The following is a 16,197-nucleotide window of genomic DNA, read 5'->3' on the forward strand; positions in this document are numbered from 1 at the left end:
ATATTGGTTAGAATGTTTCGAAAATATTACATAGTTTACAGAAAGAGGAGATCGTTGTGTCCAAGAAGAAAAAATGGCTTATTGGCGGTGCGATATGTGCCGGTGTGCTTGTATTGGCTGGGATCGGCGCTGGCGGTTTTTACTTTTTTACCCACATGAACCAAGTTGCCGTATCATCGGAGCCCTATGCTGAATCGGTCGCGGTATACATGGGAGGAGATTCAGAATCAGGCCAAACGTTTTCTGGAAAGGTTGAACCTGAGAAACAGCAGAAAGTATACATAGATTCAGAAAAAGGCAGCATTAAAAAAACATACGTCAAAGAAGGCGATCAGGTTAAAAAGGGCGATAAGCTTTTTGAGTATGAGGGCGAGGATCATTCTGATGAAGTGGAGCAAGCCAATTTGCAAATTGAAATGACAAATCTGCAAATCAACCGTTTGCAAAAATCAATAACGGAAACGGAAAAGAAGCTGAAAGCGGCAGGAAAAGAAGAGAAAACCCAGCTTCAAGATGAACTTGATCAGGCCAATTTCGATTTGAAAACAAGCCAGCTCGAACTGAAGCAGCATCAAAAAGAACTGGCTGGCCTGACGAAAAACAAAGGTTCCAATGTCATTACAAGCAAGCATGACGGAATCGTTCAAAGCGTCAATCAGGATATCGCTGACGGTGCAACAGGTGACCAGGCAGCAGGCCCGTATATCCAGATTGTTTCGACGGGCAAATATCTGGTCAAAAGCCAAATCAATGAGCTGTTAATGGACACGATCAAAAAAGGCAGCAAAGTCAGGGTCACGCTGAAAACAGGCGGTGAGGGCGAGTGGAAAGGAAAGGTCACCTCGATCGGCAAGCTTCCAGCGGGAGCAGGCGAGGGTGAAGAATCAGAAAGCTTTGCTGATGAAGAAATGAACCCCCAGTCCTCTAACTATCCTTTCACCATTTTATTAGACAGCCATAAAGGTCTTGAAGTCGGCTATCATGTCAACATCGAAGTGATGAGTGATAATGCTGATGCGGATACGATCAAGCTGCCGTCCGACATGGTCATTCAGGATGACGGCGAACCGTATGTGTGGAAAGCTGATGAGAATCACAAAGCGGTTAAGCAGCCTGTTGAAATCGGAGAGACTGATGAAAATGACATGGTGAAAATTAAGAGCGGCCTGACGCCGGAAGATTATGTGATCTATCCTGATCCCGCGGTCAAGGAAGGAAAGCAGGTTACAGTCAATGCTGACACTGAATAATATTTCGAAGTCGTACAAGCTGGGAAAAGAAGAAGTTCCAATCTTGAAACATATCAATCTGACTGTTCAGGCGGGGGAGTTTTTAGCTATTATGGGGCCTTCAGGTTCTGGAAAGTCAACGTTAATGAATATTATCGGCTGTTTGGACAGGCCAACCTCAGGAACCTATATGCTTGACCAGATCGATATATTGAAAGGGAAAGACGGGGCTTTAGCCGAAATTCGCAATGAATCAATCGGGTTTGTGTTTCAAACTTTCCATTTGCTGCCGCGTCTCACCGCGCTGCAAAATGTCGAGCTGCCGATGATCTACAATAAAGTGAAGAAAAAAGAGAGAAGACAACGGGCATATGAAGCGCTGGAAAAAGTCGGATTAAAAGACAGGGTCTCCTACAAACCGCCTAAGCTGTCCGGCGGCCAAAAGCAGCGGGTGGCGATAGCGAGGGCCCTTGTCAATCAGCCGAGGTTTATTTTAGCTGATGAACCGACCGGGGCGCTTGATACCAAATCAAGTGAACAAATTTTGTCACTGTTTTCCGAACTGCATCGGGAAGGCAAAACCATTATTATGATAACCCACGACCCGGACGTTGCCAAAAAAGCTGACAGAACCGTTTTTATCAGAGACGGAGAGCTGGTATTAGATGAGAGAGGGGATATCAGCCATGCTTGAACATATTCGCATCTCCTTTCAATCCATTTTTTCTCATAAATTAAGATCGATTCTGACAATGCTCGGCGTGATTATCGGCATAGCGGCAATCATCGCGATTGTTTCAATGCTGAAGGGCCAAAGTGAGCAATTAAAGCAAAGTATGATCGGCATGGGAAACAACGCCATCAATGTTGTCTACCAGCCGTCTGGCGGAGAAGAGGAGAGCGGCGGCCCTCAGGTGTCGTATGCGTCCGCGCCGCCTGTAGCGGAAGAAACAGTAAAGGCGATCAAATCAGATCCGATGGTCAAAGGATTATCCTTATATTACTTGTCAGAAGGCGCGAGCGTTTTTCATTTAACAAACGTTTCGTATCCCCAAGTGTATGGAGTGGACGATGATTACTTCGACATGTTTCCAATCCGAATAACCGAAGGGAGAAAGCTGACGGAAAATGATTTAAACAGCACACACCAAGTGGTGATGATCAATGAAGCTGTCAGAGATGAACTGTTTCCGGACGGAGAAGCTCTGCATAAAAGCATTGAGATGAATGGTGTGCCGTTTAAGGTCGTCGGTGTTTTTAAAGAAAAAAATCAACAGGAAAGCATGTTTGAAGGCGACTACGCGAACCCGGTTTTGTACGTGCCGAAAAAAGTGTGGCCGCTTATTGAAGGGTTTGACGCGCCAACGCAGATTGCCGTGCAGGCTGATTCTTCTGAGCATATCCAAGAAGCGGGTGTAATGGCTGCAGATCTTTTAAATCAGGGACTGTCAGAAGCTGAGCTGGAAAAAGCAGAGTACAGTGTAATGGATCTTCAGGAGATCGCGCAGGAAGTGGAGTCCTTTAATCAGTCATTTGCATTGCTGCTTGGCGGAATCGCCAGTATTTCACTTTTGGTGGGCGGTATCGGCGTCATGAACATTATGCTCGTTTCCGTAACGGAGCGCACGAGGGAAATCGGAATTAAGAAAGCGCTCGGTGCTAAGCGGCGTGTGATTTTATTTCAATTTTTAACCGAGGCTGTTGTGCTGACAAGCATTGGCGGAATACTCGGTGTGCTGGCGGGCTTCGGCATCGCCAAGCTGCTGACGGTCATTTTTCCGATGCCTTTTATCGTCTCCATTCCAGCTGTTGTCGGAGCACTCATCTTTTCAATGGCAGTCGGCATTATCTTCGGCTTGCTTCCGTCTATCAAGGCTTCGAAGCTTCAGCCTGTAGACGCGCTTCGCTATGAATAAAAAGAACGCATCCAATTGGAATGCGTTCTTTTTTTAGCTGGGAAGAGCCGAGTTGCATTTGTCTAAAATCAAAAAAACGGCTGCGACAATCATTTCTTCTGTGGTGGACAGCCAGATGTCGCTGATCAATTGGTCTGTTGTATGAGCAGTCATCCACAAAAACAGCAGCTGTACGATGCCGGCAAGGAGAATGAATAGACGTTTTCCTGTCTTGAAAAATGTAAAGCTATGTATCATCAGCCTTTCAAATGGTTCAAAGCATAATCCTAGAACAAGGAATACCACGGCAAAAAGCAGGACATGAGCTGCTGAGCGGTAGCTCGTTCCCGCTAAAGAAAACAATATATAGATGACAGCAAAATAGGTCAACACCACTGCTGCTGCGGCCAGCAAGTACTTTATGGAGAGCCGCAATAAGCGTTTTGAAGGGTTTTGATGTTTCACTGGTTCAGCTCCTTATGAAGGCTTGCAGAGAACGAGTGCTCTCTGCAAGCCGCAAGTCTCTTATTTACTGCATTTCTTTTTCACTACTGGGTGCTTTTCTTTTGAAAGCACATCAGTAAAGTCTTTGCCCAAGTCAAGGTGCGCTTGAACAAATGTTTCAGGAAGCATGGCAAGCCATTGGTTTAAAGATACATCAGCATAATGGTCGTCTTTGAAGATTTCTAAAAAGACAAGCGGTTCATCCCCGATGTTTTCAACGTAATGACCCATTGCAAATGGTACATACCCGACATCACCGGCTTGGTAATTAAACGTTCTGGCATGGCCGTCAGATGCAAAAACGGTCATTCTAGCTTTACCGGAGATGTAGTATTGCCATTCGTGGGTATTCGGATGCCAGTGCAGTTCTCTCATGGCGCCGGGTTCTACTGTTACGAGCGCTGATGCGATGGTTTTAGACACTTTGAAGTTTGTCGAATCTGCAATGTATACTTTTCCTCCCTCAGATTCGATCGGCTCTTGTTCAAGAAGGCGGTAAGTAAATGGATAAGGCACTTCGCCATTCGGCCCTTCCACAATATCATCTTTTAAACTGCCAGGAAGTTGGTTTTCAAATATATATTTTTCTTTGTCAGGTAAATTGGCAATCTCTTCTTTTGTCACGCCGAAGTTCGCAGCAATAACTTCTTTTGGAGTGTGGGCAAGCCAATCTGTCAGCTGGAACGTGCTGTTTTCAGAGAATGATCCATCGTCAAACACGAGCAGGAACTCAGCTCCCTCATCCAGCGCTTGGATGGAGTGCGGCAGGCCTGACGGGAAGTACCAAAGGTCTCCTTCACCTACATCGTCAATAAAGCTGCGCCCTTTTTCATCTACAATTGTGACTCTTGCACTTCCGTAAATCATATAAGCCCATTCAGCTTCTTTATGCCAGTGAAGCTCGCGAATCGCACCTGGCTTCAGCCGCATATTTACGGATGCAAGGTTTTCTGAAATCGGCAATTCACGTACTGTCACTTCACGGGCATATCCGCCTTTTTCTAATCGGTTATGAGTATCAGAGAACGAAAACTTCATATTGCTGACGGTGCCATGATCGGTTTCAGGCGGAACGAGCATATCAGGGTTTTGCCGGTCTCTTTCAATATTGCGCGGGATTTTTACCGTTGCTCCTTTGTCTCCTCTAATTGGCTGCGGAATGTCATTTTGTTTTTTCATGAAATATTTCCTCCTTACATTTAAATGTGATAGCAGAAAGAGAAGGTGAAAGGCCTTTCGTTTTCCCTTCTGTTTTGTTAAGTGAAAAAAACCAGTGAAAAGTCAACTTCGATTGAAAAATTATTTTTTTGCATGATCTTTCAGTTCTGTCATTAGTTCTATTAGTTGATCAAACTTCTTTTCGAATCGGGTCAGCAGATACATTGCAATCAGCGCGGGAAACCCCAAATTGCCGATCTGTTTTACGACTTCCTCTATAAAAACCTGATCCATAGGAAAATACCTCCCTTCTTTTTCTGCAGTCATGTATGTAAGTGAAGGAAAACCGATAAAACGTAAACTGCTGCAAAGTATTTTGGAAGACACTAGTCGGAAAGTAGTAGTTTACTTTTTTTTGCTTTCCTTCATTTAATTTAGTAGGGAGGCGGTTTGATGGACTATCAAAGTCTTTTACGGTCAAAATGTAAGGAGATAATGAAGCATCCCATCGTGAAGCATTTTTTGAGCAATCCTCAGCATTACCGTTTGTTCAAAAACGTAATGGAAAGCCCTAACGAAAAAGATGCAAAATCATTGGACGAGCTATTTAAGCAGTTTTATAAAGAAATCCGCATCGTCAAGTATATGAATTCAATGATTCGCATCTTTTCTATTGATTTTGATAAGCGGGTTCGCAAAAATCAAAAACGGTATCCGCTGACGGTTGATCATCCGGAGGCAGGAGATCGGCTTCCTTCCGAAACAGGAAGCGATGCATTTGAAGAATTTTTAGACAGGCAGGATGATTTGAGCCAGCATGTTCAGGATTATCAGCTCTACCAAGCGATTCAGAATCTGACTGACAAACAAAAAAGTGTGCTGACGAAAGTGTATCTTCACGGTGCCACGATGCAGGAGATTGCAGATTCATTAGGGGAGTCCCGACAAAACATTTCCAACATTCATAAAAAGGGGCTGGAGAATATTAGAAAGCAGCTAGCGGCGCAAAAAAAGGGGGAAAAGTAAGCTGTGGACGGCCAGTTTGAACAAAAAAAGAAACAAAAAGACGAGACTTATGACATTGAGCATCTGATTGCATGCTTTTCACCGATGATCAGAAAAAAACTCAGCAATACGTCCTATCAAGAAAGAGAAGATTTAGAGCAAGAGCTGAAGATCAAAATGTTTGAAAAAGCTGATATGCTTTTATGTCAGGATGTCCCGGGATTTTGGGAGTTTATTTTGTACATGGTAGATGAGAACTCATAATATTTTCATATGAAAAAACATCAAAAGGGAGCGCTTGTTTGCTCCTTTTTTGCTGTTTTGATTTGCCAAGCTCCAATGTATTCAAAAATGTACCATAAATAAACGATATAATGATAAGATGAAAAAAAACAGTGACAGAAAGGAACATAAAAGTGGAAAATGCGTCAATTTTAATCGTAGACGATGAGAAAGCGATTGTGGACATGATCAAACGCGTTCTCGAAAAAGAAGGTTATCGAAATATACTGAATGCGGCAAGCGCAGAAGAAGCGATTCCCGTTGTGAAGGCCAATAAGGTTGACTTGATTGTGCTGGATGTCATGATGGGCGGAATGTCCGGTTTTGAAGCCTGCACATTGATCAGAGAGTATTCAGACGCTCCGATTTTTTTCCTGACGGCAAGATCATCCGACGCGGACAAATTATCGGGCTTTGCGGTTGGAGCTGATGACTATATCACAAAACCATTTAATCCGCTGGAATTAGCGGCGCGGATCAGAGCGCATCTCAAGCGTACATATCAATCGAAAGAAACGAGTTCAAATCAAACCTACACATATGATTACTTTACTTTTTCTCCGCAAAATGCCGAGTTGATCGTAGGCGGGGAAGCCGTTGCCTGTTCAGCCCAGCTTCTGCAGCTTTTGCAGTATTTTTGTGAACACCCTAACGTGGTGCTTTCCAAAGATCAAATATATGAAAAAGTATGGGGCTATCCTTCCTACGGTGACAACAACACCGTCATGGTACATATTCGCAAGCTTAGGGAGAAGATTGAGCGCGATCCGAGCAATCCGGAGTATATTGTAACCGTTCGAGGTCTCGGCTATCGTTTTATCCCAAATCCTGAAGGCAAGCGGTCATGAGGTTAAGATGGAAGTTTTTGTTTCACTTTTTCGGCCAGATGCTGATTGTGATCCTGCTGCTTACGGTTATGCTTGTTGCGTCGTTTTTCTATTTAGACGCTCGTTTTAGCGATGCGGAATCCAATTCAGGGCTGACGAAGGCAACGACCGACACACTTGAGGCATATCTCGATGTAAACGAAGACGGGACATGGGAAGTGGATAATTTCCTGAAGAAATCTGTTGATAAACAGCACGGCTGGATGCAAATCATTGATTCGGAAGGAAACACTGATTATTCTTACGGCGTGCCAAAAGACGTGCCGGGCACCTATACCAAGAAAGAGCTTTTGTCTATTTATAAAACCAAAAAGCTTCATAACTATAAACTGAATTATTGGGCCATCAATATTGAAGATAAGTCGTATCTTCTATTGTCCGGCTGGAAATCAAAAAGTGAACAGCTCCTGACTTCCGTTGAAAAGCGCGAACAAAAGATAGACTCACTAGCGCACTATAAGTCTAGTACCATCGACTATATTAAACGGAAAAAAGGCGCCATTTACCTGTTAGACAGTAATGGAAAGATTCTCGACAGCATCAACAGCACAAAAAGCGAAAGAAAAACGATGAACCAGCTGGAGCTGCTTAAATACAGCTCTAAACCTTGGAACTATAAGCGGGAAATTTCCGTTAAGATCCTCAATAAAGACAGATGGATGGTCGCTACGGTGCCAAACCCAGTCTATGTAACCGATCAGGAGTTTAACAAATCGTTCCTGAAGGTTGTATTAAAAGCGATGTTTCTCGTGATGGCCGTTTTGTTCATGTATATCATTTGGATGACCGTTTGGTATATGTTCCGATTCGGGCTGCCGATTTTTCATACGATTAGATGGCTGGTCAATCTGTCAAAAGGGAAGCTTGAGGAACCCAGAAACCGGGACGGCCGTCCTGTCAGCAAAAATAAAAAGGGAAAAATCAAACAGCCGTACCGCTTCTTCGGTGAGATATTTGAATCAATGGATCAGCTGACTGAAACGCTGAGAAGGGATAAAAGAAACAGAGAAAAAATCCAGGCGACAAGGGAAGAATGGATTGCCGGTTTGTCGCATGACTTAAAAACACCGCTCAGCAGCATTTACGGCTACAGCATGATGCTCGAGTCGAAGCAGTATGACTGGTCGCCGGAAGAAGTGAAAGAAATGGGGCAGGTTGTCAGAGAAAAATCTGAATACATGTCCAAGTTGATTGAAGACTTAAATTTAACGTATCGCCTGAAAAATGATGCTCTTCCTATTGAGAGAAATCTCACTAGCCTTATCCCGTTTTTTAAAAATGTCATTGAGGATTTTAAGAAAAATCCGTTTTCTGAAGGCTATGATATCTCGTTTGTATCCAAAGAAGAACATATTGAATTTGCCCTTGATGAAGCGTGGTTCAGGCGCATATTAGAAAACCTCCTTGGGAATGCCGTGAAGCACAACGACAAAGGAACAGAGATTCAAGTCATTCTGGAGCAAACAAAAAATCATATATCTTTAAAGGTGAAGGACAATGGGAAAGGAATGGATGAAGAAACGATTACCCATTTGTTTAACCGTTACTACAGAGGGACGAACACAAAAGATTCAACTGCCGGAACGGGTCTCGGGCTCGCGATTGCCAAGGAGCTTGTCCATCTCCATAACGGAACGATCCATGTGAACAGCAGAATGAACATTGGAACGGTCATTACCATCCTTTTTAAAAAACAATAAACATCAAGTGGTTTGGACACCTCTTTGCCGGGAATAACAATATATAGACTGAAGCTAAAGAGGTGTAACACATGGATGCAGTATTGGAAGCAGACACTCGGGCAGTGATTGGAGAAGGCCCGTTATGGGATGAAGAAAACGGCCGCTTATATTGGGTTGATATCCTGGGGAGCGAGCTCCATATCTTTGACCCTGAAGAAAAAATCAACCGATCAATCAAATTCAAATCCTTTGTGACGGCGCTTGCGAAATATTCAAAGGATGAACTGATTATGACGATGAAGGACGGGTTTTACCTGTATCATCTTCGGGATGACAGCTTGGAAAAAATTAAACAGCCGAAGGACATGCATGAGAGCCTGAGATTTAATGATGCTAAATGTGACCCGTACGGAAGGCTTTGGGCGGGGACAACGAGCATGGAAGGCGAGCAAAAACAGGCGTCGCTGTACCGTTTGAATCTAGACGGCAGTCTTGTCAAAATCAAGGATCAAGTCTCCACCTCAAACGGTTTGGATTGGGACCGCGAGCGGAATTTGATGTATTACATCGACACGCCGACGCAGGAGATTGTGCGTTACAGCTATGATCCTCAAAGCGGAGATGTTTCGAATCCAGAACCTGTCTATCGTTTTGATCAGTCAGACGGATTGCCGGACGGCATGACAATTGACCAAAATGGCATGCTGTGGGTGGCGCTGTTTGGCGGCAGCCGCGTTGTTCACATTGACCCGTTTCAGAAAAAAGAAATCAATTCAATCAGCGTGCCGGCTAAATATGTCACGTGCTGCGCGTTCGGCGGCAGAGACTTAAAAACCCTTTACATTACAACGGCAACAGAACAAATGACAGAAAAAGAGAGATACGAGCAGCCTCACGCTGGAGGGTTGTTTTCAGCACAACTGGAAACAGGCGGATATCAGCCGGTACCATTTGCTGGAGACGTATAAAAAAAACGCATCCGAAACACGGATGCGTTTTTTTATACTACAGAGAACGGATAATGCCGCCTTCCACACGCTGTGCCGTGCCGTTAATGGCGGATGCGGCGTCAGACGCGAGGAATACGATTGTGTTAGCGACTTCTTCTGCTGTCGCGTATCGCTGAATAAGTGAGGTTGGCTCATTGACCTTGAAATAGTCTTTGATAAATGAATCTGTATCCTGGCCGGCTGCTTGTGCGGCACCTTCCATATAGGATGCCACGCCCTCTGTCCAAGTAGGTCCCGGGAGCACTGAGTTAACCGTCACATTTGTGCCTTTTGTCATTTCAGCCATTCCTCTTGAAAGGCTGATCAGCGCCGTTTTTGTCATTGAGTATGGAATCATCGTTGGCAGCGGTTTGACGCCTGCTTCACTTGCAATATTTAAAATGCGGCCGCTGTTTTTGGCAAGCATTTTTGGAAGGAAGTGACGGCTTGTCCGAACGGCGCTCATCACGTTCACTTCGAAATATTGATTCCACTCTTCATCTGTCACATCGGCGAAGTCTTTTACCTCGAAGAAACCAAGGTTGTTGACAAGGATATCGATATCACCGATTTCATTTACTTTTTCGATAAAAGCCGCTGCTTCATCTGTTTTTGACAAATCGGCAGCAGCACCGTGCACTGTTCCATAGCCAGAAAGCTCTTCAATGGTGCGATCGACAGTCTCCTGTTTGCGTCCGTTGACAATGACTGCCGCACCCTCTTGCAGAAAGCTTTTTGCGGCGGCTTTCCCGATACCGGACGTCGAGCCGGTGATTAAGACGAGTTTGTCTTTTAGCTGTAAATCCATAAGAATCATTCCTTTTGATTGATGATGGTATTAAGTATACAAGATCAAATTTAGTGTTTACGAGGATTTTGCTCCCATACACAATACGGGGAAAAGTCATTCAGGACACATATACAAGCCTGTCAGTCATATAGTATAATTACTCCGAAAAAAGGATACGAATGTCAAATAGGTGCCGGTCCGTGAACAACAGCCGGCTTAAAAGGGAAACCGGTAAAAGCCGGTGCGGTCCCGCCACTGTAATTGGCCAAGCGCTAAGAGCCAGGATACCTGCCTGTTTGATCAGCACGAATTCTGCGAGGACAGATGATGTGTAAACAATAGGCTTTTTTGTGTTGTTTACAGCATCTTTACCGTCGTAGAGATGCTTTTTTAGTTCGTTTAGGAGGAAAAGATTATGAAAAAACGAGCCGGGATATGGACTGCGCTCCTGTTGGCTGTTGTTATGCTGGCAGGCTGCGGCAATCCTGCGGATCAGAAGGATTCAAAGGCAAAACAAAAAACAGAAGCGTTTCCTGTCACCATTGATGATGCGTCAAATCAAGATGTAACCATCAAAAAAGAGCCAAAAAAGATTGTTTCATTAATGCCGAGCAACACAGAAATTACATACGCACTCGGCCTTGGTGACAAAGTGGTCGGTGTCACCACAAACGATACCTATCCAAAGGAAGTCAAAAAGGTTGAGAAAGTCGGAGATATGAATGTAAACGTTGAAAAAGTCATTTCTCTAAAACCAGATCTCGTTCTGGCCCATGAGTCTTCCATGTCAGCATCAGCAGATGCCATCAAACAGCTGAAGGACGCGGGCATTACAGTGCTGACTGTCAATGATGCACAATCATTCTCCGAGGTGTACAAATCAATCGAAATGATCGGAGAAGCTGGCGGGGCGGAGAAAAAAGCCGATCAGCTCGTGAAAAGCATGAAATCAGATCTAAAGGATATTCAAGAAAAAGCGAAAACCATTTCAAAAGACGAGGAGAAAAGCGTATTTATCGAGGTTTCTCCTGATCCTGACATTTATACAACCGGAAAAGATACGTTTATGAATGAAATGCTGAATGTCATCCATGCTAAAAACGCAGCTGCGGATCAGACAGGATGGGTGCAAATGACAGATGAGGCGATCGTAAAACTCAATCCTGATGCAATTGTTACAACGGACGGTGTGAAAGCGAAAGCTGTGGAAAAACGCGATGGCTGGAGCGAAATCAATGCTGTGAAACATCATCGTGTATATGATGTGGACCCTGATCTTGTGACACGTTCCGGTCCCCGTCTGATCGAAGGGGTCGAAGAACTTGCGGAAAGCATTTACCCGGATACGTTTAAGGAATAATCGTTATGCCGCATATATCATTGGTTTCTCATTTTTAGCCGTGAGCATCATCTTAGGAATTTCTTGCGGCAGCCTGCATATTCCTATTCCCGCTGTTTTTCGTGTCTTTTGGCATCAAGGCTTCGGCGGCTCCATTGGTTCTGATGATCCGATGTACACTAATATTATGATGAATATCAGACTGCCGAGAGTTGTGCTGGCCGCCCTTGTGGGGGCGGCTCTTTCTATTGCAGGGGCCGCTTTTCAAGGATTATTGAAAAATCCACTTGCTGATCCCTATACGCTAGGTGTGTCATCCGGTGCTTCAGTCGGAGCTGTTGTGACTCTGTTCTTAGGTCTGCACCTTCCTGTCATCGGAGGGTTTACACTCCCGGTTGTGAGTGTAGCCGCGGCACTTGCCACGATGGCGGCGGTCCTTTTCTTCAGCCGCCTCGTTCATGCTTCGATGTCTGTTTCCACCCTCATTTTGACCGGTGTCATCACCAACTCTTTTTTGGGCGCATTTATTTCTCTTATCATCGCCTTGACAGGAGACAACCTGCTTCCGATTGTGCATTGGCTGCTTGGCAGCGTCTCAATGAGGGGCTGGAGCTATGTTATTTTGTTTCTCCCGTTTTTTCTTTTGGGAACCATTTTATTGATTATAAACGGAAGGGAACTGAACGTGATGACATATGGAGAAGATAAAGCAAAGCTTCTTGGAGTCAGCGTTCAGCAGAGGAAGATGATGATTCTAATAGCCGGATCTCTTTTGACGGGAAGCGCTGTGGCAGTATCGGGTACGATTGGCTTTGTCGGCCTTGTGATTCCGCATATCACAAGGCTATTGTGGGGAACGGACCATCGGCATTTACTGCCGCTGTCCGCCTTGCTAGGGGCAGGGTTTCTCGTTTTAGCCGATCTGCTTTCCAGAACCATCATTGAGCCGATTGAACTGCCGATCGGGATCATTACGTCCTTGGCGGGAGCGCCTGTGTTCGCTCTTATTTTAATTCGGCAGCACCGCGGGAGGAGAAGCTTATGATGAAGGCAGAAGGGCTGTCGGGAGGATACGGCGACAGCCGCCTAATCAACAATGTCAGCTTAACAGTGGAGAAGGGAGAATTTCTCGGAATTCTTGGCCCTAATGGAAGCGGAAAAACCACGCTTTTGCACTTGCTGACAGGTACGCTGCCGGCCAAGGAAGGCAGCGTTTATCTGGCCGGAAAACTGCTGGCGGACTATAAACCGAAGGAACTGGCGCAAATCATGGCCGTCCTGCCGCAAAAAACGGATCAAGCCTTCACCTTTACCGTCGAAGAAACTGTAGCCTTTGGCAGATATCCATTCCAAACGGGGCTGTTCAGACAGCAGACTGAAAAGGATGAAGCCATTGTACAGGAAGCAATGGAGCAAACAGGAGTGGCCGATTTTGCGCAAAAGCCTATTCGCGAACTAAGCGGAGGGGAACAGCAGCGGGTGTATTTGGCACAAGCTTTGGCGCAGCAGCCGCGTATTTTATTTTTGGACGAGCCGACTAATTTTCTCGATCTGGCTTATCAAAAAGACCTGCTTGATCTGATCAAACGCCTGACGAGAGAAAGCGGATTGGCAGCTGTCAGCGTTTTTCATGATCTGAACACCGCAAGCCTGTACTGTGATGAGCTCATGTTTATGAAAAACGGTGCCGCTGGTCCTAAGCAAAAACCGGAATATGCTGTCACAGAACAAAGCATAAAGGCGGTGTACGATACAGATGTCACCGCCTTGGTACATCAAAGCTCACCTAAACCGATGATTGTGATTCAGCCTGAAAAAGATAGCGCGAAGCGGCAGTCTATCCCATTTGAAGCATTGCTCCAAGCGGGACGTGATAACATTCTTCTGCAAACGGAAATCCCGCTTCGAACATTGTCCTCGACGCCTATCGGTGCAGGGTTTTCGTGGAGCAGGACGCTGATCCATAAACGGCTGCCAGATCAGCCAGATCCGATAGAAGGACTTACGGCCTGTCTTTCAGAAAGCGGTTTTCAACTGCAGGAGACGTGTGCGATGGCTTCTTCAGAAAGACTTGACCGTTTCGTGTATCGAACGTATGAAGACAGAGAGTTATCCGTTTTCATATGCGTTCAGACCGGCTTTTCGATTTGGATTTTGATAAACGGCTATGCGGCAGATCAATTCTTCATCAAAGCTCTTATGGCTGCCGAAGCAGAACGGACGAAAGTGCTGGGAGACGGAGGAGGCACAGGTGATATTCTCATCGCCGCGACTCAAACTCAGCAATCCGAAAACATAGAACATCGGCTGAATCAATTGATAAAGAAAGGGACAGCTGAATGTATAAAAGAGGCTGCTGAGTTGTTTGAATAAGTCTGTAAAGGAGATTCAGGGTATGAAACTATACACAAAAACAGGCGATAAGGGACAAACGGGCTTAGTCGGGGGCAGAACGGACAAGGACAGCCTACGCGTCGAAAGCTACGGCACGATTGACGAGCTTAACAGCTTTATCGGGCTTGCTTTGGCAGAGCTTTCCGGGCAGCCCGGCTTTGAAGATCTGACAGCCGAGCTGCTGACCATCCAGCATGAGCTGTTTGACTGCGGAGGCGATCTGGCAATCGTCACAGAAAGAAAAGACTACAAACTAACGGAAGAATCTGTTTCCTTTTTAGAAACGCGCATTGATGCCTATACAGCAGAAGCGCCGGAACTGAAGAAATTTATTCTTCCAGGCGGATCAAAGTGTGCTTCGCTTCTCCATATCGCACGCACTATTACAAGGCGGGCAGAACGAAGAGTGGTGGCGCTGATGAAATCGGAGGAGATTCATGAAACAGTGCTGCGTTATCTCAATCGTCTGTCCGATTATTTCTTTGCCGCCGCACGGGTTGTGAATGCAAGAAACGGTATTGGCGATGTAGAATATGAAAGAAGTGCCATTGTGTTTCGGGACCGAGACAGCAGTGAATCATAAAAAGTGAAAACGAAAACCGGCGTGTTCAAATACATGCCGGCTTTTTTGTTTTTCACTCTGTCAATTTCCCATTTTACGACAAAAAATGAACCTTATGAATTATTGACTGAAAAATGGAAAAATGAGATATTGTAATAAATAGATGTAAAAAATAGGCAACGGGGGGCTCTGATGGATGGTGAAATTGATTGAAAGTGATAGCATCTGGAAGAGAAATTTCAATTATCTGTTTTTCTCAAGAATAGTCAAGATATCCGGCGATATGTTCGCATTTAATTCAATATTATGGTTTTTAATTTATGACGGCAAAGGTGCGATCGGCACTGCTTTATTGATTGCTGTCACTTTTTTGCCGGAAGCCGTTCTGGCGCCTGTGACGGGGCCTTTTATGAAACAGACCACGCTGAAATTTTGGATGTACTTTTCAGATCTGACAAGGGCGGCGATTGTTTTGATTATCCCTCTATGTCATTTTGCGGGCTTCTCTCCGCTGTGGTTTGTCATGACGCTTATGATTGTGCATTCAGCTACTGGAGCTGCCTACAATCCCGCCTCTATCGCTTTGATTCCTCAAATCGTCAATGAACAGGGCATTCAAAAAGCAAATGCTGTGCTGCAGTCCTCCGCTCAAATTGTCAGGCTCGGGGCTGTCACATTATGCGGCGCTTTTCTTACATTTATCAGTCCTTCTTATACCATGCTTATCGCACTTGTGCTCTATTTGGTGTCAGGTTTTCTCGTTCTTTTTATTAAGTACACTGCGGTTGAATCTCAATCAGAGTCTGCGGTTGTTACACAGAGAGGCACATATATCGGAAGACTGAAACGCGGCTTTAGGCTCGTCAGAAAACACCAGATTTTATATCCGCTCGCCATTTACTGTATCTTTATGAATTTCGCGGCTGCCCCATGGGAAGCGCTCTCTGCCGTATACGTAGCGGAAGATTTAAACGGCCAGCCGATCGTATACTCGCTTTTAAAGGCCACCACCGCCGCGGGCGCGTTTTTATTAGGGTTTGTGCTGGCGAAAGTCAAGGTAAACAGGTACGGCTTGTTATTCGTCACTGCTGGCATTATTGAAGGATTTGCTTTCTTTATTACCGGGATGAATACCTTTTTGCCGCTCGTCTTTTTCGCTGCTTTTACCTTTGGTGCCGCAGTCAGTGCTGTTAATGTTCCTGAGTACACGATTATCCAGACGTCTGTGGATAGTGAGGATCAGCCGCAGGTTTACGCCGTTATACATATGATCTCAAATATTTCGATCCCCGCTGGAGCTGTCATTTGCGGGTATGCCGCTAATGCTTTCGGCTCAGGTAAAGTGATTGCTGCCGGCGGGATTGTCGAAATTATTGCGGGTATCGGAATTTTGCTGTTTACAAAACTGGCCAAAGCAGAAAGGTCCGACCTGATTAAAGAAAGGGAAGCAAGTGTTCATCTGTAAAGGGTTTTAAAACGCC

At 45.1% G+C, this 16,197-nt stretch carries 17 protein-coding genes and 1 riboswitch; of the genes, 13 read left to right on the top strand and 4 right to left on the bottom strand.

Features of this window, described 5'->3' with window-relative positions; all coding sequences use genetic code 11:
* The first annotated feature begins 56 nt into the window (after window positions 1–56).
* From M1D94_RS04165 to M1D94_RS04175, 3 genes are read left to right on the top strand one after another with little or no spacing between them, the layout of a single operon-like run.
* Window positions 57–1,250 (top strand): efflux RND transporter periplasmic adaptor subunit, encoded by a 1,194-nt coding sequence (locus tag M1D94_RS04165; protein ID WP_120028558.1) that lies wholly within the window; start codon window positions 57–59, stop codon window positions 1,248–1,250.
* Window positions 1,234–1,923, top strand: coding sequence for an ABC transporter ATP-binding protein (locus M1D94_RS04170; RefSeq protein WP_003228456.1), 690 nt, complete (start codon window positions 1,234–1,236; stop codon window positions 1,921–1,923). Before M1D94_RS04165 ends, M1D94_RS04170 begins: the two co-directional genes overlap by 17 nt.
* Window positions 1,916–3,145 (top strand): ABC transporter permease, encoded by a 1,230-nt coding sequence (locus M1D94_RS04175; protein WP_003244568.1) that lies wholly within the window; start codon window positions 1,916–1,918, stop codon window positions 3,143–3,145. The genes M1D94_RS04170 and M1D94_RS04175 overlap by 8 nt, the downstream gene beginning before the upstream one ends.
* A gap of 33 nt (window positions 3,146–3,178) precedes the next feature.
* On the opposite strand, the gene rsiO is transcribed toward M1D94_RS04175, so the two are convergent.
* The 3 genes from rsiO to M1D94_RS04190 form a co-directional block, all read right to left on the bottom strand.
* Window positions 3,179–3,589 carry an acid stress-sensitive anti sigma factor RsiO gene (rsiO, locus tag M1D94_RS04180; RefSeq protein ID WP_003243579.1) on the bottom strand — a complete coding sequence of 137 codons (411 nt, stop codon included), beginning with the start codon at window positions 3,587–3,589 and terminating at the stop codon, window positions 3,179–3,181.
* Window positions 3,590–3,649: 60 nt separating this feature from the next.
* Window positions 3,650–4,807 carry an oxalate decarboxylase gene (oxdC, locus tag M1D94_RS04185; protein ID WP_086344303.1) on the bottom strand — a complete coding sequence of 386 codons (1,158 nt, stop codon included), beginning with the start codon at window positions 4,805–4,807 and terminating at the stop codon, window positions 3,650–3,652.
* 120 nt (window positions 4,808–4,927) lie between these two features.
* Window positions 4,928–5,080 (bottom strand): YvrJ family protein, encoded by a 153-nt coding sequence (locus M1D94_RS04190; RefSeq protein ID WP_003244090.1) that lies wholly within the window; start codon window positions 5,078–5,080, stop codon window positions 4,928–4,930.
* Window positions 5,081–5,281: 201 nt separating this feature from the next.
* On the opposite strand from M1D94_RS04190, the gene sigO reads away from it, so the two are divergent.
* From sigO to M1D94_RS04215, 5 genes are all read left to right on the top strand, one after another.
* Window positions 5,282–5,812, top strand: coding sequence for an RNA polymerase sigma factor SigO (gene sigO / locus M1D94_RS04195; RefSeq protein WP_003228469.1), 531 nt, complete (start codon window positions 5,282–5,284; stop codon window positions 5,810–5,812).
* 3 nt (window positions 5,813–5,815) lie between these two features.
* Window positions 5,816–6,055: a sigma-O factor regulator RsoA gene (gene rsoA, locus M1D94_RS04200; RefSeq protein ID WP_003228484.1), complete on the top strand. Its 240-nt coding sequence runs from the start codon at window positions 5,816–5,818 to the stop codon at window positions 6,053–6,055.
* Window positions 6,056–6,207: 152 nt separating this feature from the next.
* Window positions 6,208–6,921: a two-component system response regulator YvrH gene (gene yvrH, locus M1D94_RS04205; RefSeq protein WP_072173514.1), complete on the top strand. Its 714-nt coding sequence runs from the start codon at window positions 6,208–6,210 to the stop codon at window positions 6,919–6,921.
* Complete coding sequence (gene yvrG / locus M1D94_RS04210) at window positions 6,918–8,660, top strand: two-component system sensor histidine kinase YvrG (protein WP_072173515.1); 1,743 nt, start codon at window positions 6,918–6,920, stop codon at window positions 8,658–8,660. Before yvrH ends, yvrG begins: the two co-directional genes overlap by 4 nt.
* A 71-nt stretch (window positions 8,661–8,731) precedes the next feature.
* Window positions 8,732–9,610, top strand: coding sequence for an SMP-30/gluconolactonase/LRE family protein (locus M1D94_RS04215; protein ID WP_003228493.1), 879 nt, complete (start codon window positions 8,732–8,734; stop codon window positions 9,608–9,610).
* A gap of 37 nt (window positions 9,611–9,647) precedes the next feature.
* Here the strand turns inward: M1D94_RS04215 and M1D94_RS04220 are convergent, their stop codons facing one another.
* Window positions 9,648–10,439: an SDR family NAD(P)-dependent oxidoreductase gene (locus tag M1D94_RS04220; RefSeq protein ID WP_003228495.1), complete on the bottom strand. Its 792-nt coding sequence runs from the start codon at window positions 10,437–10,439 to the stop codon at window positions 9,648–9,650.
* A 153-nt stretch (window positions 10,440–10,592) separates the two neighbouring features.
* Window positions 10,593–10,731, top strand: a riboswitch (cobalamin riboswitch).
* Window positions 10,732–10,836: 105 nt separating this feature from the next.
* Here M1D94_RS04220 and M1D94_RS04225 point away from each other — a divergent pair.
* The 5 genes from M1D94_RS04225 (at window position 10,837) to M1D94_RS04245 (ending at window position 16,181) form a co-directional block, all read left to right on the top strand.
* Window positions 10,837–11,781, top strand: a complete 945-nt coding sequence (locus M1D94_RS04225) for an ABC transporter substrate-binding protein (protein WP_003228496.1) — start codon at window positions 10,837–10,839, stop codon at window positions 11,779–11,781.
* Complete coding sequence (locus M1D94_RS04230) at window positions 11,744–12,805, top strand: FecCD family ABC transporter permease (RefSeq protein ID WP_019712959.1); 1,062 nt, start codon at window positions 11,744–11,746, stop codon at window positions 12,803–12,805. Before M1D94_RS04225 ends, M1D94_RS04230 begins: the two co-directional genes overlap by 38 nt.
* Window positions 12,805–14,133, top strand: a complete 1,329-nt coding sequence (locus tag M1D94_RS04235) for an ABC transporter ATP-binding protein (RefSeq protein ID WP_072173535.1) — start codon at window positions 12,805–12,807, stop codon at window positions 14,131–14,133. Before M1D94_RS04230 ends, M1D94_RS04235 begins: the two co-directional genes overlap by 1 nt.
* Before the next feature lie 22 nt (window positions 14,134–14,155).
* Window positions 14,156–14,737, top strand: coding sequence for a cob(I)yrinic acid a,c-diamide adenosyltransferase (locus M1D94_RS04240; RefSeq protein WP_072173516.1), 582 nt, complete (start codon window positions 14,156–14,158; stop codon window positions 14,735–14,737).
* Between the two features lie 175 nt (window positions 14,738–14,912).
* Window positions 14,913–16,181 carry an MFS transporter gene (locus M1D94_RS04245; RefSeq protein ID WP_029318421.1) on the top strand — a complete coding sequence of 423 codons (1,269 nt, stop codon included), beginning with the start codon at window positions 14,913–14,915 and terminating at the stop codon, window positions 16,179–16,181.
* The last annotated feature ends 16 nt before the right edge of the window (window positions 16,182–16,197 follow it).

The organism is Bacillus sp. JZ109, assembly GCF_053903135.1.